The following is a 19,765-nucleotide window of genomic DNA, read 5'->3' as shown; positions in this document are numbered from 1 at the left end:
ATGACGTGATCTTAGAGAGGTTATGACGAGGTTGAGAAATATTGTTTGGGCATAACCTTAGATGCGCGTTGCGCCGGATGACCTGTGGGAGCGAGCCTGCTCGCGAAAGCATTCTGTCAGTCAATACCTCCGTGACTGACACACCGCTTTCGCGAGCAGGCTCGCTCCCACCGGGGATCGTGAGCTATTCAGCGTTTGAGGATCCGGTCCATTACCCAATCGGTCTTGACGGCTTGCTCGGCCACGGCGGGATGCTGTGAATCACCCCGAATATGCGCATTCATCCCCAGCACGTGATGCCACTGAATATGCTCGTGATGAGCGATCTCCAGGCTGATCTGCTCATCGGCATCCAGCTGCACCGGATGCTCGTCAAACACCGAAAACTCGATGCGCCCTTTGCTGCCGATAATCTCGACGCGATCCTCACGGCGGTCCGCAACAAAGTTCCAGCAGCCCATGCCCAGCGCTCCGGAAGCGAACCGCCAGGTGGCGCTGACCGCATCTTCCGCCGCGTACAGACCCGCCTGACGCGCGGTGAAACCGGCGACTTCAACGATGTCGCCAAGCAGATACTGGAACAGGTCCAAGCCATGGCTGGCCAGGTCGGCAAAGTAGCCGCCGCCCGCCACCGCCGGGTCGGTGCGCCAATTATCGCGACCCTCAAGATCAGCCGGCGACGGTGCTTTGGTCAGCGTCCAGCTCAGATGGCGGACATCGCCGATGCGACCCTCCTCCAGCCATTGCCGCACCTGGGCGAAGCGCGGCAGCGAGCGGCGGTAATAGGAGACGAACAAGTGCAGACCGGCAGCGGCAAACGCTTGCTGCATCTCGCGGCTTTGCCCGGCGTTGAGTGCCATGGGCTTTTCCACGCAGCAATGCTTGCCGGCGGCGGCGACTTTCAGGCTGTAGGCGTGGTGGCTGTCGGGCGGTGTGGCGATGTACACCGCGTCCACTTCGGGATCGTTGATCAACGCATCGACATCGGTATAGACGCGGCTGATGCCGTGGCGCGCGGCGTAGTCGGTCACCGCGTCGAGGCGTCGGCCCATCACCGCGACCAGTGCCGAACCGGGTGCCTTGTAAAAGGCCGGTCCGCTCTTGCGTTCAGCGACACTGCCGCAACCGATCATGCCCCAGCGCACCACGTTCATAGGCAGTCCTCAGCCGATGCGCAACGCGCGCAGATCAAGGCGTCCGTCCTTAAGCGGCGGGCACCAGTAGTAGCCGCCGGTGATCGGCCGGCTGATCTGGTACAAGCCATCGGCAATACCGTCCTCCAGGCCGCTCATGCGCCGCAGCTGTGCTTCGAAAGCATCCAGCGAGAAACCGAAAGCGAGGAACATCAAACCGGCGCGATCGCCTTCAATCCACGGCATCGAGCGGCGCACGACGAAGGCTTCCGGGGCGAAGCTCTCCTGCGCGGTGCGTTTGACGTGGGCGGAGATTGGCGCGTCGTCGATTTCTTCGTTATCGCTCAAGCGCCGTCCCATGATGTCGTCCTTGGCGCCGGCAGACAGGCGATGAAAACCCTTGAGGTCGTGCTGCCACTGCTGGATCGCGGCGAAGCTGCCACCGACCAGCCCGTCAGCGCCGGAGCTCAGCAGCGCGGCGGCGACAGCGGCGTCATCGTGGGGGTTTTCCGTGCCGTCTTCGTAACCGGTGAGGTCGTGGCCGTCCATGTGGCGGAAGGCTTCCTGCATCTCTACCAGACGCAAGGCCGGGGCCAGCGCGGCCTCGATAGCGTTGCAGCGGTTGAGCAGTTCACCACGGTCGACACCGTGCAGCCAGATCCACAGGGCATGCTGGGTCGACGGGTTGTTCACGCCAACGCCGGTCAGCGCCGGGAAGCTGCGCAGGCCGGCGATTTCGACATTCAGCGCCTTGGTCAACGACTCACCAAAGCCAACCACCGCCGACTTGCCATCCACCAGCATCAGCAGGCTGTCGATCGCTTGCGGCAAGGCTTCAACCGACGCCAGGGCGAAAAACAGATGACGTGCTTGCGCAGGAACAGGGGTAGCGAGAATGCCCGGCTGGTAGTAACTCATGTGAACTCCTTGAAAAAGTGCGCGGAGTTTACCTGTAGCCGTATCGTTTGTGTGGGTGGCGAGAGCGTCGTCGTTCAGCGTTCAACGCCCTCGATCAACGCCTTCAAAGCCAGCGCATCGGCGGTGGCGGCACCGCTGGCGGTGTTGTCGAAGATGCACCAGATGTCTCTGCCGTCGGCCTTCGCGCGCCGCAGGTTCTGAGCAAGCTGTTGCAGATAGGTCGCTTCATAAGCGCTGTGATAAATCCGTGGCGAGCCGTGCAGGCGCCAATACTGCAGGCCTTGCCAGCCACCCGGTGCGGTGTCGGTGCTGATCCGCGAGGGATCGACCACCGCCTGGGCAATCTGCAGCTCCATCAGCATTGCCTCAGCCTCAGTCCACGATTCGTGTCGCGGTTCCAGCACCACACTGCCTTTGAACCGCTCGCGCAGGGCACGAAAAAACGCCTCGGCCACCGGCGCATCGAACGCAAGTTTCGGTGGCAACTGCACCAGCAGGCAGCCGAGTCTATCACCCAAGCCCTGGCACTGGCCGAGAAACTCATCGAGCGCGGCCGCGCTGTCCGCCAGCCGCTGTTCATGGGTGATGAGCTTCGGCACTTTCACTGCGAAGCGAAAGTCCGGCGCTACCGAGTCGGCCCAGCGTTCGTAGGTCTGACGCCGATGCGGGCGGTAGAACGAGCTGTTGATTTCCACACAGTTGAAGCGCGCGGCGTAGCGTTGCAGGTGCGTGCCTTCGGCGGGGAATGCCGGCCAGTGCTCGCGAGCGAGACTCCAGCCGGCGCAACCGATGTAGATGGTTGACTCGTTCAAGCGCACACCGTCACTTCTTCCCGGGCAACACGGCGCCCAGTACCTGCTTGGCGGTCTGCACGATCACCCCGGCTTCGTCCGGGTCGCCCTTGAGCAGGGTCGTGGCGAATTTCTTCGCTTGCTCAAGCTTGATGTGCGGCGGCAGCGGCGGCACGTTCGGGTCGGTCTTGAACTCAATCAGCACCGGCACTTCCGAGGCGAGCGCTTGCTCCCACGCAGCTGCGACCTCCTCCTCACGATCAACGAAAATGCCCTTCAGACCGATGGAAATCGCGAACAGGTGATATGGCACATCGGGAATGCTCTGCGACGCTTCAAACTTGGGATCGCCCTCCATCACCCGCTGCTCCCAGGTGACTTGATTGAGGTCTTCATTGTTGAACACCGCGCAGATCCATTTCGGGCTTTGCCATTGCCGCCAGTATTTGGCGACCGTGATCAGCTCGGCCATGTTGTTCATCTGCATCGCGCCGTCGCCGACCAGGGCAATGACCGGGCGTTCCGGGTAAGCAAATTTCGCCGCGATCGCATAGGGCACCGCCGCGCCCATCGAGGCCAGGCCACCGGACAGTGAGCATTTCATGCCGCGACGGATTTTCAGATCGCGGGCGAACCAGTTGGCGCAGGAGCCAGAGTCGCTGGTGATAATCGCCTGCTCGGGCAAACGCGGTGACAACTCGTAGACCACTCGTTGCGGATTGACCGGATCGGCTTTGGCCATGGCGCGTTTTTCCAGGGTTTTCTCCCAGCTGCTGCGCCAGCCTTCGATCTTCTTGCGCCATTTGTTCGAGGTTTTCTGTTCCAGCAAGGGCAGCAACGCGGCGAGGGTTTCCGCTGAATCGCCGACCAGATTGACCTCCATCGGATAACGCAGGCTGAGCATGTCCGGCTGCAAGTCGATCTGCACGCCGCGCGCCTGGCCTTCCTTGGGCAGAAACTCGGAATACGGGAAGCCTGAACAGATCATCAGCAAGGTGTCGCACTCGCTCATCAGCTTGTAGCTGGGCTCGGTGCCGAGCAGGCCGATGCTGCCGGTGACCCACTGCAAATCGTCTGGCAACGCTGCTTTGCCCAACAGCGCCTTGGCGACGCCCGCGCCGAGCTTTTCCGCCACGGCGATGACCAGATCGGTCGCCTCCAGCGCGCCGGCACCCACCAGAATCGCGACTTTCTCGCCGCTGTTCAGCACCTCGGCCGCGCGTTGCAGATCGGCGGCATAAGGAACGACTTTCGGCTTGCTGTAGCCGACGCCGGAATGCGCGGTGCCATGGGCGCGCGCGGGTTGTTCGTAAGGCAGATCCTGCAAGTCATTGGGCAGAATCAACGCGGTGACGCGGCGCTCGCCGACCGCAGTGCGCACCGCGCGATCAAGCAGATGGCGCACTTGCGATGGCGCCGAAGCCTGCTGCACAAACGCACCGGCGACATCCTTGAACATCGACACCAGATCCAGCTCCTGCTGGTAGTGACTGCCCAGCGCCGTACGCGCCTGCTGACCGACAATGGCCAGCACCGGCATGTGATCCATGCGCGCGTCGTAGAGGCCGGTGATCAGGTGCGAAGCGCCGGGGCCGGAGGTGGCGATGCACACGCCCAGCTCGCCGGTGAACTTGGCGTGGGCCGAGGCCATGAACGCGGCCATTTCTTCATGCCGCGCCTGGACAAATTCGATTTTGCCTTTGGCCCGGCTCATGGCGCCGAAAACGCCGTTGATGCCATCCCCCGGATAACCAAAAATCCGCGTGACGCCCCATTCGCTGAGCCGCTCAACCAGAAAATCACCTACTGTCATCGTCATCTTGACCCTCGCCATTTACCGCTGCATGGACATGTAAGGGTCTGGACAGCTCGCTGCGCGATGAAGTTTCGCTGGATTGTCCGGGCATGGCTCAGGCGCCGTGTTTGCGCGGCAATGATTTTTTGAGGCGTGCGCCCTGCTCTGTGGTCGATTGAGAAATGATCGAAGGAGGATGGGCCATGACTGATGTGCAAACCCTGCTGCTTCAACGCAATGACTGGGTGCCGAACAATCCGCGTCTGCCGGTGCTGATCTACCGCAGCGCGATTGCCGTTGAAGGCGACGATCCGGCGGCGCGCTTCGAGCAGACCTTCGGCGCCAATGGCTGGCCGGCGCAGTGGCGCTACGGCATTTATGACTATCACCACTATCACACTGAAGGCCACGAAGTGCTTGGCGTGGCGGCCGGTCAGGCGCGGTTGATGTTGGGCGGGCCTGATGGGCAAGTCGTCGACGTCTACGCCGGGGATGTGCTGTTGCTGCCGGCGGGAACCGGGCACTGTAATCTCGAATCGAGCTCGGATTTTCTGGTGGTCGGTGCTTATCCGCCGGGGCAGCAGGCGGATATTTGCCGGGCCGCGCCGAGTGATGCGCAGTTGGCGCGGATCGAGGGGCTGGCGTTTCCTGAGACAGATCCGGTGCAGGGAGTCGGGGGTGCGGTTGGGCGGTATTGGAGCCATTAGGCGCGGCGACCCTGCCGACGCTTTCGCGAGCAGGCTCGCTCCCACAATGAATACGGGTGAACCCTGCTTCTCTGTCCAATACATACCCCTGTGGGAGCGAGCCTGCTCGCGAAGGCGGCAGATCGGTTTGCATCATTCAATATGAATAACCGCACTCACCGCTGGCACCCGCCGGAAATTTTCCCTACGGTGTCTACCTGTTCTCTCCCAGCATCGACGAGGTCCGTTTCATGAGCAATGCGTCTTACGTTCCGCCCAAGGTGTGGAAACACGAAGCCCCTTCCGGCGGCCACTTCGCCAGCATCAACCGGCCGATCGCCGGGCCGACCCACGATAAGGAACTGCCGGTCGGCAAGCATCCGCTGCAACTGTATTCGCTGGCCACGCCCAACGGTGTCAAAGTCACCATCATGCTCGAAGAGCTGCTCGCACTCGGCCACAGCGAGGCCGAGTACGATGCGTGGCTGATCCGCATTGGCGAGGGCGATCAGTTCTCCAGCGGTTTTGTCGAGGTCAACCCGAACTCGAAAATCCCGGCGCTGCTGGATCGCAGCGTCGAGCCGCCGATCCGGGTGTTCGAGTCCGGTTCGATCCTGCTGTATCTGGCGGAAAAGTTCGGCGCCTTGCTGCCCAAGGATCCGGCCGGTCGCACCGAAACCCTCAACTGGCTGTTCTGGCAAATGGGCTCGGCGCCGTACCTGGGCGGCGGTTTCGGGCACTTCTACGCGTATGCGCCGGAGAAGCTCGAATACCCGATCAACCGCTTCACCATGGAAGCCAAACGGCAGCTGGATGTGCTCAACCGCCGTCTCGCTGATAACGCCTATCTGGCCGGCGACGATTACACCATCGCCGACATCGCCGTGTGGCCCTGGTACGGGCAACTGGTGCGCAACAACGTTTACTCGGCGGCGGAATTTCTCGCGGCGCATGAATACACCCATGTGCAGCGCTGGGCCGAAGCAATCGCCAAGCGGCCAGCGGTCATGCGTGGGCAGCGAGTGAATCGCACCTGGGGTGATGAAGACAGTCAGGTGCCGGAGCGGCATGAGGCGAAGGATCTGGACTGATTTCAAAAAAACCGCATAACCCTGTGGGAGCGAGCCTGCTCGCGAAAGCGGAGTATCAGACAACGCATCTGTTGAATGACACACCGCCTTCGCGAGCAGGCTCGCTCCCACATTTGCGTCCGAAGGCCATCGAATCCAATTGTGAAAAAATCATTAACTAACTGACTCGTACGGGTTTATTCCCCCGGAAACTTCCGACATACTAATGCGAATAATTCTTACATGCACTCGCATTAGTTTCGTTTGGGTAAATCTTGGGGAAGCAGATAGATGTCGTTTCACACCATTCACCGCCGCTCGAACCTTTCACCTAACCTCCTCGCAATCGCCATCGGCATGGCCAGCATCGCTCCTGCGTTGGCTGAAGAAACCGCAGCCACTGCGCCCACCAATGGCCCGCTGGAACTGCAAGCGACCGAAATCGGCGCTACGCAGATGAGCAGCACCACCGAAGACACGCAGTCCTACACCACCGGCCCGATGCAGACCGCGACCAAGCTGTCGCTGACCATGCGCGAAACGCCGCAGGCGGTGACGGTGATCACTCGCCAGCGCATGGACGACCAGAACATGACCAGCGTCAACGACGTGGTGCGTGGCACGCCGGGGCTGTTTCTCAGCGAGGCCAGCGGCCCGGGGCGGCAGACTTACAAGGCGCGTGGTTTCGACATCGACAACATCATGTACGACGGCCTGCCCAGCTCGTATTCGCCGTACACCCTGGCGGTGCAACCGAACCTGGCGATGTTTGATCGCGTGGAAATCGTCCGTGGCGCGACCGGCCTGGTCACCGGTGCCGGCAACCCGTCGGCGGCGATCAACATGGTGCGCAAACGCCCGACCGCCGATCAGCGCGTGACCCTCACCGGCGCCGCCGGCAGCTGGGATGACTACCGTGGCGAGGTCGATGCCTCCAGCCCGCTGAACGACAGCGGCACCCTGCGTGGCCGGGTGGTGACGTCGTATCAGGGCGCCGACAGTTTTCGCGACAAGGAAGAAAACGATCACGGCCTGTTCTACGCCATCGGTGAAGCCGACCTGAGCGACAGCACCACGGCGACCCTCGGTTTCTCCCGGCAGAACGATCAGACCAATTATTTCTGGGGCGGCCTGCCGATCGGCGAAGACGGCCACCACCTCGACCTGCCCCGCTCCACTTACCCGGGCACCGACTGGGAAAACCGCAAGCTGCAAGTCGACACCGTATTCGGTGAAGTCGAACACCGTTTCGACAACGACTGGAAACTGCACCTCGGCGGTTCCACTTCGACAACCGAAGGCGAATTCTCCGGCACGTATTTGTCGCGCTACGACGGCCCGCTGGAAACCACCGCCTACCAATCGCACCACACCGACAAGCAACGCGCCTTCGATGGTTTCGCCAGCGGCCCGTTCGAAGCGTTCGGCCGTACCCACGAACTGGTAGTCGGCGCCAGCAATCGGGTGTACGACGCCACCACCAAGGAATACTCGCCCTACGACACCGGCCTGCCGATCGCCGCGCCAAAACCTGACTTCGTGCGTAGCGGCAAATCGCGCAACGTCACCACTCAGGACGCGGTTTACCTGACCACGCGCTTGAGCCTGGCCGACCCGCTGACGTTGATCCTCGGCAGTCGTCTGGACTGGTATGACTACGACGATCGCAGCGCCGACGGCGACTTCAAAGTCACCCGCAACCTGACCCGTTACGCCGGCCTGATCTACAAACTCGATGACCATCACTCGGTCTACGCCAGCTACACCGACATCTTCACCCCGCAAACCCAGAAGGACCTCGGCGGCAAAGTGCTTGAGCCGATCGTCGGTGAAAACTACGAAGTCGGTATCAAGGGCGAATATTTCGACGGCGCGCTGAACGGCAGCGTGGCAGTGTTCCAGATGGACCAGACCAACCGCGCCACTCAGGCAGCGACCCAGCTAGGCTGCCCGGAACTGACCTGCTACGAAACCTCTGGCAAGGTTCGCGCCCAAGGCGTGGACATGGAACTGCAAGGTGCGCTGACCGAGCAATGGCAAGTCGGCGCCGGCTACACCTACACCCGCGCCCACTACATCAAGGACGAAAACCCGGCCAACAATAACCAGAAATTCGACACCGACATGCCCGAGCACCTGTTCAAGGTCTCCACCGTGTACCGCTTCAAAGGCCCGCTGGAAAAACTGCGCGTGGGCGGCAACGTGTACTGGCAGAGCCGCATGTACAACGACATCGCTCTGGCCAACGGCGGCAGCTATCGCCTCGAACAGGGCGGCTACGCGGTCACCGACCTGATGGCTGGTTACGAGGTCAACAAGCACCTCGACCTGCAGGTCAACGCCAACAACATTTTCGACCGCAAGTACTATTCCTCCATCGGCACCGACGTGACCTGGGGCTCGACCGATAACTACGGCACCCCGCGCAGCTACATGATGACGGCCAAGTACAAGTTCTGAGGCGATAGCGCTCAGCAAGCACCACACAGGGCGCCGGGAGTTTTCCCGGTGCCCTTTTTTGCAGGTTCATTAGGCAAGGCCGGCAATTACCGATAGTCTCTGGCGACACTTTCGCGAAGCACCGGCCATGCCCCAGACAGATTTCTCCTCCGACCTCCAGGCCATCGGCAGCATTGACGCTGTGCCGGTGATCCTGAGCATGGTCAAGCACATCACCGGTATGCGCTTCGCCGCCGTAGCGCGGGTCACCGAGAGCAAGTGGATCGCCTGCGCCGTGGATGATTCGATTGACTTCGGCCTGTTGCCCGGCGGCGAACTGGTGCTGGAATCGACGATTTGTCATGAGATCCGTCAGCACCATCAGCCGGTGATCTTCGGCCATGCCAGCCAGCACCCGCTGTTCTCCACGCATCACACGCCGAAAACCTACGGTCTGGAAAGCTACATTTCCATTCCGATCATCAAGGCCGATGGCGAGTTTTTCGGCACGCTGTGCGCCATTGATTCGGTGCCGGCGAACCTTGACGACCCGGCCATCGAAAAGACCCTCACCCTCTTCGCCCAACTGATTGCGATGAGCCTGGATACCCAAGGCCATTTGCACGCGACCAAAACCGCGCTGGCCGATGCCAACGAAATGGGCCGTCTGCGCGAGCAGTTCATCGCCGTACTGGGCCATGACTTGCGCACGCCACTCAGTGCCATCCGCATGAGTGCAGATCTGCTGGAAAGCAAAGTCGAGGACAAGCGCTCGCGCACGCTACTGTCGGCGATTCGCACCAGCTCGGTGCGCATGGGCGTGCTGATCGAAAACATCCTCGACTTCGCCCGGGGTCGGCTCGGCAGTGGCATCCCGGTGCAGCGCAAACTGGTCGATGACTTGCAGCAAACGCTGCGCCAGACCCTGGAAGAAATCCAGGTGGCCTACCCGCAGGCGAAGTTTATTGATTCGCTGGAGGTGCCGGCCGGGGTCTATTGCGACCCGCTGCGCATCAGCCAGTTGTTGTCGAATCTGCTGGGCAACGCCGTGACCCACGGTTCCACGGCCGAACCGATCGTGCTCAAAGCCTTTGCCGAGGGCGACGAATTCGTTATTTCGTTGACCAATCAGGGCACGCCGATCCCGCCTGCGCTGATGCCGCTGCTGTTCGAACCGTTTTCCCGTTCCGAAGCAGGCCAGCGTCATGAAGGGTTGGGACTGGGCTTGTACATCGCCGGGCAGATTGCCAATGCGCACAACGGCACCTTGAGCGTGACATCCGACCGTGAAACGGGCACCTGTTTTGTCGCGCGCTTCCCTGCCCGCTTCAAGTGGGTCTGAGCGCCGCTCTAAGTATCCAGCGGCGTCTGCGGCGTGTCCGGGTTGAGCTGGCGGCGGCGGAACTGCCCCGGTGGCTGGCCATGAATCTGGCGAAACCGCCGGGAGAAATAGGCCTCATCGGCGAACCCGCACAACCGCGCCACTTCGCCCACCGAGCGCGTACTGTTGAGGAGGAAGTTGCGCGCCGCGTGCATGCGCCGCTCCAGCACCAGCTCGGTGAAGGTCTTGCCGATCTCTTTGCGCAGCCAGTGCGTCAAGTAGGTCGGTGACAGATAGGTCGCAGCGGCGACTTTGATCAGGTTGAGGTCAGGATCGGCGATGTTCTTCCGCAAATACTCGAACATGCGGCTCAAGGCGTCGCGACGACTGTTCTCGGCGGCATTCTCTTCCGCCAGACGCTTGAGCGGCTCGGCGTAGAGAAAACACACGCTACCGATCATCTGCAGCAACAAGCCCTTGAGCATTTCCCGCGTGCCGAACTGACGGTTCTCATCGAGTGCGCGCATCTGTTCGATCAGGCCGCAGACCTGAGCGAAATCCTCATCGCCCAAAATGAAATCCAGATGTTCCTGAAAGCGGAACGGCGATAGCTCCGGCGCGAGCAGGATGGACACCTCTTCCAGATCCATCGGGTCGCATTGCAGATGCGGCAAGAGAAACGTCTGGGAAAAATTGATGACGATGAAATTGCTGTCTGCGGGATGCGGAATCACATGCACGCGGTGCGGCAGGATGAACGCCAGGGTGTTGCGCGGGAATGGCCGCTGGACGCTGCCGATGTGCTGCACGGTGTCGCCACCGAGGTTGATCTGGATCTGGAAGTACTCGTGCCGGTGAGGCGCGGTTTCGGCGCGACGACCCTTTTTGTCGCGAATGTAGAAATCGGTCAATTCGCTGCGTTGCTGCATGACGTAAGTCGGGATACGGCTGGGTGAAGACATGGGCAGAAGGTCCTCCGGGCAGTGAGGTAGCGCCTGTCATCTTGCAGGGTTGGGCGGTGGGCGGCAATGAGTCATACGATGACATTGGCTTTTTTGAAAGAAGCCTCGCGATGAGCCTGTCCAAAAAGCGCATTAGCTTAAAAACAGTGATAGTCGTTATTTTTCAGTTGCTTGAGATTTAAATCTGATCTTTATTCTCAAGACAAATCGTATTTATCTTTTTGGACACGTTCGCCAAATCCACTTTTTTCAAGAAAAAACGTTCTAACCCATCGGTTGATTTAGAACCGTTGTACGACCACTGTAATGACCAACGCAGCCCAACCTCTTTCAAAAACAATCAAAGGTGCGCACGTCATGATCCTGCTATTTCCCCTCGCCGCCCCGCCCGACCTCCCCTTGAAATCAATCGCACAAAGACGTTCCTGAACGTCTGAAAGCCGCGCTGCAACCCGTTCGATTGCCTTGCCCCACACGTTGCGGGCAACGGCATCGGCTGCTCGAAAAATCTCGACTCTTCTAACAATAACGAGGTCTCCGCATGTCCAACTCCCATTCTTCCAGTGCCACGGTGCCGCCGGTGATTGCCGGTGCACGCGATGCCGTTACGACGCAGCGTCTGCCTACCCGGCGGCGCTGGTTCATGCTGTCGTTGCTGCTGATCGCGACGATCATCAATTACATCGACCGGGTGAACATCTCGATCGCCGCGCCGTTCATGGCCAAGGATTTGGGCCTGGACAAGATCGAGATGGGCCTGATCTTCTCCGCGTTCGCCTGGACCTATGCCTTGGCACTGGTACCGGCCGGGTTCATCGCTGATCGGTTTGGTTCGCGCTTCACCTACGGCGTATCGCTGATCAGTTGGTCGACCGTCACCGTTTGCCAGGGTTTCGCCACTGGATTTGCTTCACTGTTTGGCCTGCGCCTGGCGGTCGGCGCCATGGAAGCCCCGGCTTTTCCGGCCAACAGCCGCGCGGTGACGGTGTGGTTCCCGGCGCGGGAACGCGGGATGGCCAGCAGCATTTACGTGTGCGGTCAGTACCTCGGCACGGCGCTGTTCACCGGCGCGCTGCTGTGGCTGGCGACCACTTTTGACTGGCGCCACGTGTTCTACAGCACCGGCGCACTCGGCATCGTCTTCGGTGTGCTGTGGCTGTACCTGTATCGCGATCCGCTGAACTGCAAGAAAGTCAGCCAGGAAGAATTGAAGTACATCGAAACCGGCGGCGGTCTGGTCAAGAGCAGCCAGGAGCGCACCCGCTTCAACTGGCGGCAGATTGCCGAGCTGTTCAGCTATCGGCAGATCTGGGCGATCTGCATCGGCAAGTTCGCCAGCACCTCGGCGCTGTACTTCTTCCTCACCTGGTTCCCGACCTACCTGATCGAAGAACGCAAACTGACCATGATCAAGGCCGGGATCTTCGCCGTGCTGCCCTTCGTCGGTGCCACGGTGGGGATTCTGCTGGCCGGCATCGTTTCCGACCTGCTGATCCGTCGCGGCTACTCGATGTCGTTTGCGCGCAAGTTGCCGCTGGTGGTCGGTTCGATGCTGGGCATGTCGATCGTGTTGGTGAATTTCACCGACTCCAACCTGATCTGCATCGCCGTGCTGACCATCGCCTTCTTCGCCCAAGGCATCGCGTCCTCGTCGTGGGCGGCGGTATCGGAAGTGGCGCCAAAAGAGCTGATCGGCCTCACCGGCGGCATTACCAGCCTGGCGGCGAACATCGGCGGCATCGTCACGCCGATCGTGATCGGCGCCATCGTCCACGCCACCGGCACCTTCGCCTATGCCTTCTGGTTTATCGGCGGCGTGGCGCTGATCGGCACCCTCTCCTATTCGTTACTGCTCGGGCGCCTGTATCGCATCGAGCTGAAGGTGCGCTGAGGCAAGAACCCGGATTTGTCCAAACGCAGGCGGCTTTCGTCCAACTTCACCGACGCCAGCCGCCGTACGCTGCCCTTTCAAACAGGATGACCCGCAGGATGAACATGACTGAATACGTCTTTACCCCGGATCTGCCCGTGACTTTGCCTGTACTCGGCACCGAGCAGCGCTTCCCCGTTGGCCGGGTGTTCTGTGTCGGCCGCAACTACCCATGGCCGGACACTCAAGGCCAGTCGCGCCAGCCGCCAGTGTTTTTCATGAAACCGGCAAGTTGCGTGGTCGATGCCGTCGGCGACGTCGCCTTCCCCTCAGTGTGCGAGGACTTCGTTCACGAAATCGAACTGGTCGTCGCCATCGGTGAAGGCGGCGCCAATATCCCCGAGGATCAAGCGCTCGCCTACGTGTGGGGCTACGCCGCCGGCCTCGACCTGACCCGCCGCGATGTGCAACGCGCAGCCAAGAGCAACGGCTTGCCGTGGGAAGGCGCCAAGGTGTTCGACGGTGCCGCGCCAATGACTGCCGTCGTCCCGGTTAGCCGCAGCGGCCATCCCGAGGGCGAATTGTGGCTGAACGTCAACGGCGAAGAACGCCAGCGCGACAATCTCGACAGCCAGATCTGGTCGGTCAGTGAAGTAATCGCGCGCATCTCGCAATCCGTGGCCCTGCGCGCCGGCGACCTGATCATGACCGGCAGCCCCGCCGGCGTTGACAGCCTGCAACCGGGCGATGTGATCAACGCCGGCATCGACGGCATCGGCCACCTGGAAATGCGCGTCGGCCCACGGCCCTGATTCCAGCGGATTGAGAAAAAAGGAGAACAACAATATGACTACCCCTTTAAAAGTCGCGCTGGTGACCGGCGCCGGCAGTGGCATCGGCCGCGCCGTGGCGCTGGGCCTGATGGCTGACGGTTTCACCCTCGTGCTCGCCGGACGCCGGCCCGAGCCCTTGCAAGCGTTGGCCGAACTGGCGCAGAGCCAGGGTTATCAAGCCTTGGCGGTGCCCACCGACGTGCGTGACCCGGCCAGTGTCGACGTGCTGTTCGCGACCATTGCCGAGGTCTACGGGCGCCTCGATGTGGTCTTCAACAACGCCGGCGTCAACGCCCCCGCCGTGCCGCTGGACGAGCTGACCTTCGAGCAGTGGCGCAACGTGATCGACACCAACCTCAACGGCGTCTTTCTCTGCGCTCGCGGCGCGTTCGGGCTGATGCGCAAACAACAGCCGCAGGGCGGACGAATCATCAACAACGGTTCCATCTCGGCACACACACCGCGCCCGTTCAGCAGCGCCTACACCGCGAGCAAACACGCCGTGCTCGGCCTGACCAAATCCCTGGCGCTGGATGGCCGTGAATTCAACATTGCCTGTAGCCAGATCGACATCGGCAATGCCCTGACGGAAATGTCGGTGCGCATGACCAAAGGCGTACGCCAGGCCAACGGCAGCATCGCCGTCGAGCCGATGGTCGACGTCAAACACGTCGCCGATGCAGTGCGCTACATCGCCGGCCTGCCGCTGTCAGCCAACGTCCTGAACATGACCGTCATGGCCAGCGCCATGCCGTTTGCCGGCCGCGGTTGAGCCGGCCTTTTTATTGCGTAACGAGGTAGCCATGAAGCCAGAAATCCTGCAACTGAGCCCGATCCTGATCCCGGCAATCAACGCGCGTCTGGACGAACTGTTCACCGTACGCCGCTACTTCCAGCAAGCGGACAAACCCGCCTACATAAAGGAACACGGCGCCAGCATTCGCGGCGTCATCACCGGCGGCCACACCGGCATCAGCCAGGCGCTGATGGCGCAACTGCCGAACCTGGAAGTCGTCGCGGTCAACGGCGTCGGCACCGATGCCGTCGATCTGGCCTACGCCCGCGATCGCGGCATCCGCGTCACCGCCACCATCGGCGCCCTCACCGAAGACGTCGCCGACCTCGCCATCGGCCTGCTCATCTCGGTCTGTCGCGGCCTGTGCACCAGCGACCGCTACGTGCGCTCCGGCCAATGGCCGCAAAGCCCAACCCCACTCGCCCCGCTGCCCTTGGCCCGACAAGTCTCCGGCATGCGCATCGGCATCGTCGGCATGGGCCGCGTCGGCCGCGCCATCGCCACCCGCGCCGCCGCCTTCGGCTGCCCGATCAGCTACACCGACCTGCAACCGATGAGCGACGTCCCCCACACCTTCGTCGCCGACCTCAAACAACTGGCCCGCGACAGCGACGCCCTGATCCTCGCCGCCGCGGCGGACAAGGGCGAAGCGATCATCGACGCGCCAGTGCTGCAAGCGCTGGGCAAGGACGGTTATCTGATCAACGTCGCCCGGGGCAAACTGGTGAATGAGGCGGATCTGGTGGCCGCGCTTTCAGCGGGAGAGATTGCCGGGGCTGGGCTGGATGTGTTTGTCGATGAACCGAATGTGCCTGAAGCGTTGTTTGCTAATGAACAAGTGGTGCTGCAACCGCATCGGGCCAGCGCCACACTTCAGACACGCACGCGGATGGGGGAAATGGTGGTGGCGAGTCTGGTTGATACGTTTGCGGGTAAAGTGCCGGTTGGGTGTGTGACGGGGTGAACGGGTTCCGGAGCGCTGTTCGTGATCGCGGCACACACCGCCTTCGCGAGCAGGCTCGCTCCCACAGGTTTGATTGCGTACATTCAGTGAGAAATAGGGCGTCTGTCAGGCCGCCTTCGCTGGCAAGCCAGCTCCCACAGGTTTTTGTGGCGTGAACAGGAATTGGTCAACACCCAACGTCCAATGCAGGCTTGCTCTCAACAGAAAAGCAAAAGCAAAGGCCAGATCAAAAGATCGCAGCCTTCGGCAGCTCCTACAGTTGGATCGCGCCCCACAAAAAAATCGGTCGGCTGTCAGGCCGCCTTCGCGAGCAGGCTCGCTCCCACAGAAAAGCAAAAGCAAACCAAGCAGGCCGTCCCGCCACCCAACACGATGAGCACAAGCTCGAGTAGCTTTTGATCCTGGAGCCCGTCGGCAGGCTGAGTGGAGGGATTGATCCGGGGGTGGGAGCGCAGCGACCGTCTGGCGCAGCCAGACACAGCGGAAGGAGGTGCAGCGAAGCAAACCGTAGCCGCTGCGCCCGGATCGATTCCGGAGCGAAGGAACCCCGAGCTCCAGCGAGCGGGCCGAACGTCAGGGCGAAGCCTTTTTGAGTACTTTTTCGGCGTCTGGAAAAAGTGCCTCGCCGTAAGGGCGAAACCGCCAGCCGCAACACCACCAAAAACGGATATTCACCCAGAACCCCCAGAGCATGGTCGGCCCAAAGGCCGCCAAGAACACAAAAAAAAACCCCACAACCGAAAACCAGTGTGGGGCGAAAAAATTGGTTGGTTGCGGCCAACCAAAGGAGCTCTGTCAAAACCATTCAAGCGCTCAGATCAAATACACTCCTGAGCCGCCCGCTCAAAACTCGAAGGCAACAAATTCGACGCCAGCAAATGCCGCTCATAAATGAACACCTTGCCGCCCTTCCCCGCCTTGTACGCCTCCAACACGTTATCCGCCGACACCTTGCTCGGCACCACAATCCGATAACTGCGCTGACTCTGCGAAACCGTCGGATTCAACGCACTGCCCTGCAATTTCGGCACCACGCAATCGGCGTACTGCGCCGGCGTCTTGCTGGTCTGCAAGGTCAGGGTCGGATCGTTTGGCGCCGAAGCGCAACCGGCGAGCAACAGGGAAACAAAAGCCATGGCTGGCACGAATAAAGGACGCATGGGGTAAATCCTGAAAATAAAGGTTCGGTTCAACCGGCAACGGTTCGACTTCACGGCGCCGCCGTTGCCATTTACGTTTTAAGAATCAGCTCGACGCCACCAGGGCCTTGAGCGACACATCGAATTGCTTCAGCGCATTGAGTTGCAGGTCACGTTGCTGATTGATCTGCGCGGCGATCTGCGGCGCCGCCTGGTTGTGCACCCACACCGAAGGCAACTCTTGCTCAATCGCCCCCTCGGCCTTGCCGATGTATTGCAGGTCGGCGTCATAGAACCGCGCAGAGAAGCGCGCCTCGACCAAACTGTTGCGCTGAGTCAGCAAGCGGTTGAAGGTGTCGAGCTTGACCACCACGTCCGGATGGGCCTGAACCAGCGCATCGAGGTTGTCGTAGACGGTCACCGAGACGAACTGCTGTTGCAGCGAACTCACCAGCCAGTCGAGGGCCAGTTCCGGGTCGGAGCTGCCGACAAAGGCGTCGCGGATTCGCGAGTCCAGTGCGTCTTTCGCACCGTTCAGCGCCATGTCGTGGTAGCGCTCCAGGTATTGCAGGTTCTGCAACGTGTTTTCGCTCAACAACACACCCACTGTCTGCGTGTGCTGCAACGCCGAGGCGCTGGCGGCGATGGGTTGCAGGTGACACGACCGGGCGTCGTCTGCGTAAGCCGGTGCAGTAACCACCCCGCCCATCAGCAGGGCGATCATTGCCAGTCGAGTCAGAATGTTCATCGCGCAATTTCCTTGAGCTGCGTCTTCGATGGAGGCGATTTTCCGCCGATCGCCGGCAAAGCAGAACTTGCGTTTCTTGATGGTCACTATTACTTCCAGCAATAGTTGCGCGTCGCGCAGACTGATGCACACTGGATACATTCAAGAAAAATGATGAGGGTCTCGCCTTGAGAACGTTTGATCTGATCCGTGACACCGTGCTGCCCGAATATCGCGACCGCGTAGCCGAATACCTGATGCAGTACGAAAGCATCCTGCTGGACAAAAACAGCCGCGATGCGCAACTGATCCGCGACACTGCCCAGCAACTGCGCGGTTACCTGCGCGGGCTCAACACCACGCGGGTGCTGGGCATGGCCTATTGGGAAGAGCTCGATCGCCGCGTGGTAGACACCTGGCTAAGCCCGCAAGAGTGACCGCTGGAGCGCCAGTGGTCTGCCCGGCAACACGCCCCCTGCGAAAAACCTGACCAAACGCTTACAATCGCAGGCCTATTGCCATACAGACAGGCCTGCCCGGAAATGCCGCTCGACCCGCCAACGATGCTGACCATCACGATCGCCCTCGCAGCCGCTGCCGCGCTGTACCTGGCGGTCGAGTGGCGCAGCATCCGTGAGCCTTCGCTACTGTTCTGGAGCGCCGGTTTCGCCACCATCACCATCGGTTCCACCCTCGCTCTGCTGCGCAGCAGCGGTTTTCTGCTGCTGGGCATCTGGTTCGCCAACGGCCTGCTGGTGACCGCGCACTTCTTTTTCCTGCTCGGTGTGGCGCGCTTCACCCAGACCCGACTGTCGCCGGCGTGGTACCTGATTTTCGCGACGTGGCTGATCATGTTGATGTTGCCGGACGGCCCGCTGTGGTCCAAGGCCATGCTGGTAGCCAACTCGCTGCTGGTGGCGATCCCGACACTCAAGGCCAGTTCGCTTCTGCGCCCGCACGGCAAGTCGTTGAGCGTTGGCGCGGTGCAATTGCGCTATGTGCTGCTCGGCCACGGCATCTTTTATGTGGCCAAGGCCCTGACCGTGGTGATCCCCGGCACGCTGATCGATCTGGCGGCGTTTCGTGGCGAGATCATTCAGATCTCGCTGGTCGAAGGCGCGATGGCGATCATGTTGATCGCCCTGTCGATGACCGGCACCGAGCGTTATCGCCGGGAAAAGCAGATCGCCCGCCTCGCCGAGCGCGATCCGCTCACGGCCCTCTACAACCGCCGCGCCCTGGAAAAACGCACGCCACGCCTGTTGGCCGGTGTCTCAGCGCAAAGACCGGGTGCGTTGCTGTTGATCGATATCGACAACTTCAAACTGGTCAACGACCAGTACGGGCATATCGCCGGTGATCGCTTGCTGATTGCCCTGAGCGAGATGATCCGCGCCCAGCTGCCGCCCCATGCGCTGACGGCGCGGCTGGGTGGCGATGAGTTTCTGATGTTGCTCAACAACGCCTCAGCCGAAGCTATCCTTGAACTGGGCAATGCCTTGCGCGAACAGTTTCTGGCCTTGGCGTCGCACACCTATCCCACGTCCGCTGCGGTGACTTTGAGCATCGGCGCCACCCTGTTCGACAAACCGCCGGCCAGTCTGGCGGCGCTGATCGAACTTGGCGACGCCGCGCTCTACGAGTCCAAACGCGGCGGCCGCAACCGCTTGCGCCTGTCCGGCCTCGCCACTCCAGGATGACCCCAGCCATGTCCAGCCACGCCACCCCGCTGCAAGACCTCGCCGCCCCCGAAGGCGTTTGTTACGGCTGCGGCGGCCGCAATCCGCAAGGCCTGCACGTGAAAAGTCGTTGGGATGAGGACGGCAGCCACGTCATCGCCGAGCATCTGCCCGACGCTCAATATTGCGGCTGGCCGGATCTGGTTTACGGCGGGCTGATTGCCATGCTCGTCGACTGTCACTCCAACTGGACCGCCATGGCCTGGCACTACCGCGCAGAAAACCGCGAAGCCGGCAGCCTGCCGCGCATCGACTGCGTCACCGGTAACCTCGGGATCAAGTTCATCAAGCCAACGCCGATGGGCGTACCGCTGCTCTTGCGTGCACGGGTCGAAGGTGAAGTCGGGCGCAAGACCCGGGTGATTTGCGAAGTGTATGCCGGGGAAGTGCTGACGGCAGTGGGTGATTCGGTGTTTGTGCGGGTGGATACGGGGCAGTTGGCGGATGCAGCGCATGGCCGCGAAAGCCAAAGCCCCTCACCCTAGCCCTCTACCAAAGGGAGAGGGAACTGACCGCAGTGTCTGGTGGAGATAGGCCGACCTGGGAAACCGAGTCGAACACAAATTCTGAAAAGCTTGAAAA

General features: G+C 61.2%; 18 protein-coding genes. 11 read left to right on the top strand and 7 right to left on the bottom strand.

From position 1 onward, the window contains the following. Window positions 1–188: 188 nt before the first annotated feature. From OK411_RS12910 to OK411_RS12895, 4 genes are all read right to left on the bottom strand, one after another. On the bottom strand, window positions 189–1,154 hold the full coding sequence (locus tag OK411_RS12910; protein WP_264365042.1) for a Gfo/Idh/MocA family protein: 966 nt from the start codon (window positions 1,152–1,154) through the stop codon (window positions 189–191). 9 nt (window positions 1,155–1,163) lie between these two features. Then, complete coding sequence (locus OK411_RS12905) at window positions 1,164–2,051, bottom strand: Dyp-type peroxidase (RefSeq protein WP_071172020.1); 888 nt, start codon at window positions 2,049–2,051, stop codon at window positions 1,164–1,166. A 74-nt stretch (window positions 2,052–2,125) separates the two neighbouring features. Next, complete coding sequence (locus OK411_RS12900; RefSeq protein WP_264365041.1) at window positions 2,126–2,863, bottom strand: DUF72 domain-containing protein; 738 nt, start codon at window positions 2,861–2,863, stop codon at window positions 2,126–2,128. A 10-nt stretch (window positions 2,864–2,873) separates the two neighbouring features. Next, on the bottom strand, window positions 2,874–4,661 hold the full coding sequence (locus OK411_RS12895; protein WP_264365040.1) for a thiamine pyrophosphate-requiring protein: 1,788 nt from the start codon (window positions 4,659–4,661) through the stop codon (window positions 2,874–2,876). Window positions 4,662–4,840: 179 nt separating this feature from the next. Here OK411_RS12895 and OK411_RS12890 point away from each other — a divergent pair, with 179 nt between their 5' ends. The 4 genes from OK411_RS12890 (at window position 4,841) to OK411_RS12870 (ending at window position 10,174) form a co-directional block, all read left to right on the top strand. After that, window positions 4,841–5,344: a cupin gene (locus OK411_RS12890; RefSeq protein ID WP_264365039.1), complete on the top strand. Its 504-nt coding sequence runs from the start codon at window positions 4,841–4,843 to the stop codon at window positions 5,342–5,344. A 230-nt stretch (window positions 5,345–5,574) separates the two neighbouring features. Next, window positions 5,575–6,414 (top strand): glutathione-dependent disulfide-bond oxidoreductase, encoded by an 840-nt coding sequence (yghU, locus tag OK411_RS12885; protein WP_024012700.1) that lies wholly within the window; start codon window positions 5,575–5,577, stop codon window positions 6,412–6,414. 270 nt (window positions 6,415–6,684) lie between these two features. Beyond that, window positions 6,685–8,853 carry a TonB-dependent siderophore receptor gene (locus OK411_RS12875; protein WP_136493529.1) on the top strand — a complete coding sequence of 723 codons (2,169 nt, stop codon included), beginning with the start codon at window positions 6,685–6,687 and terminating at the stop codon, window positions 8,851–8,853. A gap of 127 nt (window positions 8,854–8,980) precedes the next feature. Next, on the top strand, window positions 8,981–10,174 hold the full coding sequence (locus OK411_RS12870) for a GAF domain-containing sensor histidine kinase (protein ID WP_264365038.1): 1,194 nt from the start codon (window positions 8,981–8,983) through the stop codon (window positions 10,172–10,174). An 8-nt stretch (window positions 10,175–10,182) separates the two neighbouring features. Here the strand turns inward: OK411_RS12870 and OK411_RS12865 are convergent, their stop codons facing one another. Next, window positions 10,183–11,115, bottom strand: a complete 933-nt coding sequence (locus OK411_RS12865; protein WP_264365037.1) for a helix-turn-helix transcriptional regulator — start codon at window positions 11,113–11,115, stop codon at window positions 10,183–10,185. A gap of 541 nt (window positions 11,116–11,656) precedes the next feature. Between OK411_RS12865 and OK411_RS12860 the strand changes: the two genes are divergently transcribed. The 4 genes from OK411_RS12860 (at window position 11,657) to OK411_RS12845 (ending at window position 15,578) form a co-directional block, all read left to right on the top strand. Beyond that, the gene (locus tag OK411_RS12860; protein WP_016774438.1) at window positions 11,657–13,006 is read left to right on the top strand and encodes an MFS transporter; all 1,350 of its coding nucleotides are present in this window, start codon (window positions 11,657–11,659) and stop codon (window positions 13,004–13,006) included. 98 nt (window positions 13,007–13,104) lie between these two features. Further along, the gene (locus tag OK411_RS12855; RefSeq protein WP_016774437.1) at window positions 13,105–13,797 is read left to right on the top strand and encodes a fumarylacetoacetate hydrolase family protein; all 693 of its coding nucleotides are present in this window, start codon (window positions 13,105–13,107) and stop codon (window positions 13,795–13,797) included. Window positions 13,798–13,831: 34 nt separating this feature from the next. Next, window positions 13,832–14,590 carry an SDR family oxidoreductase gene (locus OK411_RS12850; RefSeq protein WP_016774436.1) on the top strand — a complete coding sequence of 253 codons (759 nt, stop codon included), beginning with the start codon at window positions 13,832–13,834 and terminating at the stop codon, window positions 14,588–14,590. Between the two features lie 31 nt (window positions 14,591–14,621). After that, entirely contained in the window at window positions 14,622–15,578 is a 957-nt protein-coding gene (locus tag OK411_RS12845; RefSeq protein WP_264365036.1) for a 2-hydroxyacid dehydrogenase, read from the top strand. A gap of 818 nt (window positions 15,579–16,396) precedes the next feature. On the opposite strand, the gene OK411_RS12840 is transcribed toward OK411_RS12845, so the two are convergent. Together OK411_RS12840 and OK411_RS12835 are read right to left on the bottom strand one after the other, a co-directional pair. Then, the gene (locus tag OK411_RS12840; protein ID WP_071172017.1) at window positions 16,397–16,738 is read right to left on the bottom strand and encodes a hypothetical protein; all 342 of its coding nucleotides are present in this window, start codon (window positions 16,736–16,738) and stop codon (window positions 16,397–16,399) included. Window positions 16,739–16,823: 85 nt separating this feature from the next. After that, complete coding sequence (locus OK411_RS12835) at window positions 16,824–17,465, bottom strand: class II glutamine amidotransferase (protein WP_051600691.1); 642 nt, start codon at window positions 17,463–17,465, stop codon at window positions 16,824–16,826. A gap of 167 nt (window positions 17,466–17,632) precedes the next feature. Between OK411_RS12835 and OK411_RS12830 the strand changes: the two genes are divergently transcribed. The 3 genes from OK411_RS12830 to OK411_RS12820 all read left to right on the top strand — a co-directional run bounded on the left by OK411_RS12830 (window position 17,633) and on the right by OK411_RS12820 (window position 19,668). Beyond that, a complete protein-coding gene (locus tag OK411_RS12830; RefSeq protein ID WP_024012689.1) occupies window positions 17,633–17,881 on the top strand; it encodes a hypothetical protein in 249 nt (82 codons plus the stop codon). Window positions 17,882–17,986: 105 nt separating this feature from the next. Further along, a complete protein-coding gene (locus OK411_RS12825) occupies window positions 17,987–19,144 on the top strand; it encodes a GGDEF domain-containing protein (protein ID WP_073474876.1) in 1,158 nt (385 codons plus the stop codon). An 8-nt stretch (window positions 19,145–19,152) separates the two neighbouring features. Beyond that, on the top strand, window positions 19,153–19,668 hold the full coding sequence (locus tag OK411_RS12820; protein ID WP_016774430.1) for a PaaI family thioesterase: 516 nt from the start codon (window positions 19,153–19,155) through the stop codon (window positions 19,666–19,668). Window positions 19,669–19,765 lie beyond the last annotated feature (97 nt).

The sequence above is a fragment of the Pseudomonas sp. RG1 genome, from assembly GCF_025910115.1.
GTDB lineage: Bacteria > Pseudomonadota > Gammaproteobacteria > Pseudomonadales > Pseudomonadaceae > Aquipseudomonas > Aquipseudomonas atacamensis.
This window is presented reverse-complemented; position numbering and strand designations above follow the sequence as displayed.

What these genes read in the sequence shown, in the direction of transcription:
- OK411_RS12910 (WP_264365042.1), bottom strand. Translation starts at nt 1,154, where the DNA reads ATGAACGTGGTGCGCTGGGGCATGATCGGTTGCGGCAGTGTCGCTGAA.
- OK411_RS12905 (WP_071172020.1), bottom strand. Translation starts at nt 2,051, where the DNA reads ATGAGTTACTACCAGCCGGGCATTCTCGCTACCCCTGTTCCTGCGCAA.
- OK411_RS12895 (WP_264365040.1), bottom strand. Translation starts at nt 4,661, where the DNA reads ATGACGATGACAGTAGGTGATTTTCTGGTTGAGCGGCTCAGCGAATGG.
- OK411_RS12890 (WP_264365039.1), top strand. Translation starts at nt 4,841, where the DNA reads ATGACTGATGTGCAAACCCTGCTGCTTCAACGCAATGACTGGGTGCCG.
- yghU (WP_024012700.1), top strand. Translation starts at nt 5,575, where the DNA reads ATGAGCAATGCGTCTTACGTTCCGCCCAAGGTGTGGAAACACGAAGCC.
- OK411_RS12875 (WP_136493529.1), top strand. Translation starts at nt 6,685, where the DNA reads ATGTCGTTTCACACCATTCACCGCCGCTCGAACCTTTCACCTAACCTC.
- OK411_RS12870 (WP_264365038.1), top strand. Translation starts at nt 8,981, where the DNA reads ATGCCCCAGACAGATTTCTCCTCCGACCTCCAGGCCATCGGCAGCATT.
- OK411_RS12865 (WP_264365037.1), bottom strand. Translation starts at nt 11,115, where the DNA reads ATGTCTTCACCCAGCCGTATCCCGACTTACGTCATGCAGCAACGCAGC.
- OK411_RS12860 (WP_016774438.1), top strand. Translation starts at nt 11,657, where the DNA reads ATGTCCAACTCCCATTCTTCCAGTGCCACGGTGCCGCCGGTGATTGCC.
- OK411_RS12855 (WP_016774437.1), top strand. Translation starts at nt 13,105, where the DNA reads ATGAACATGACTGAATACGTCTTTACCCCGGATCTGCCCGTGACTTTG.
- OK411_RS12850 (WP_016774436.1), top strand. Translation starts at nt 13,832, where the DNA reads ATGACTACCCCTTTAAAAGTCGCGCTGGTGACCGGCGCCGGCAGTGGC.
- OK411_RS12845 (WP_264365036.1), top strand. Translation starts at nt 14,622, where the DNA reads ATGAAGCCAGAAATCCTGCAACTGAGCCCGATCCTGATCCCGGCAATC.
- OK411_RS12840 (WP_071172017.1), bottom strand. Translation starts at nt 16,738, where the DNA reads ATGCGTCCTTTATTCGTGCCAGCCATGGCTTTTGTTTCCCTGTTGCTC.
- OK411_RS12835 (WP_051600691.1), bottom strand. Translation starts at nt 17,465, where the DNA reads ATGAACATTCTGACTCGACTGGCAATGATCGCCCTGCTGATGGGCGGG.
- OK411_RS12825 (WP_073474876.1), top strand. Translation starts at nt 17,987, where the DNA reads ATGCCGCTCGACCCGCCAACGATGCTGACCATCACGATCGCCCTCGCA.
- OK411_RS12820 (WP_016774430.1), top strand. Translation starts at nt 19,153, where the DNA reads ATGTCCAGCCACGCCACCCCGCTGCAAGACCTCGCCGCCCCCGAAGGC.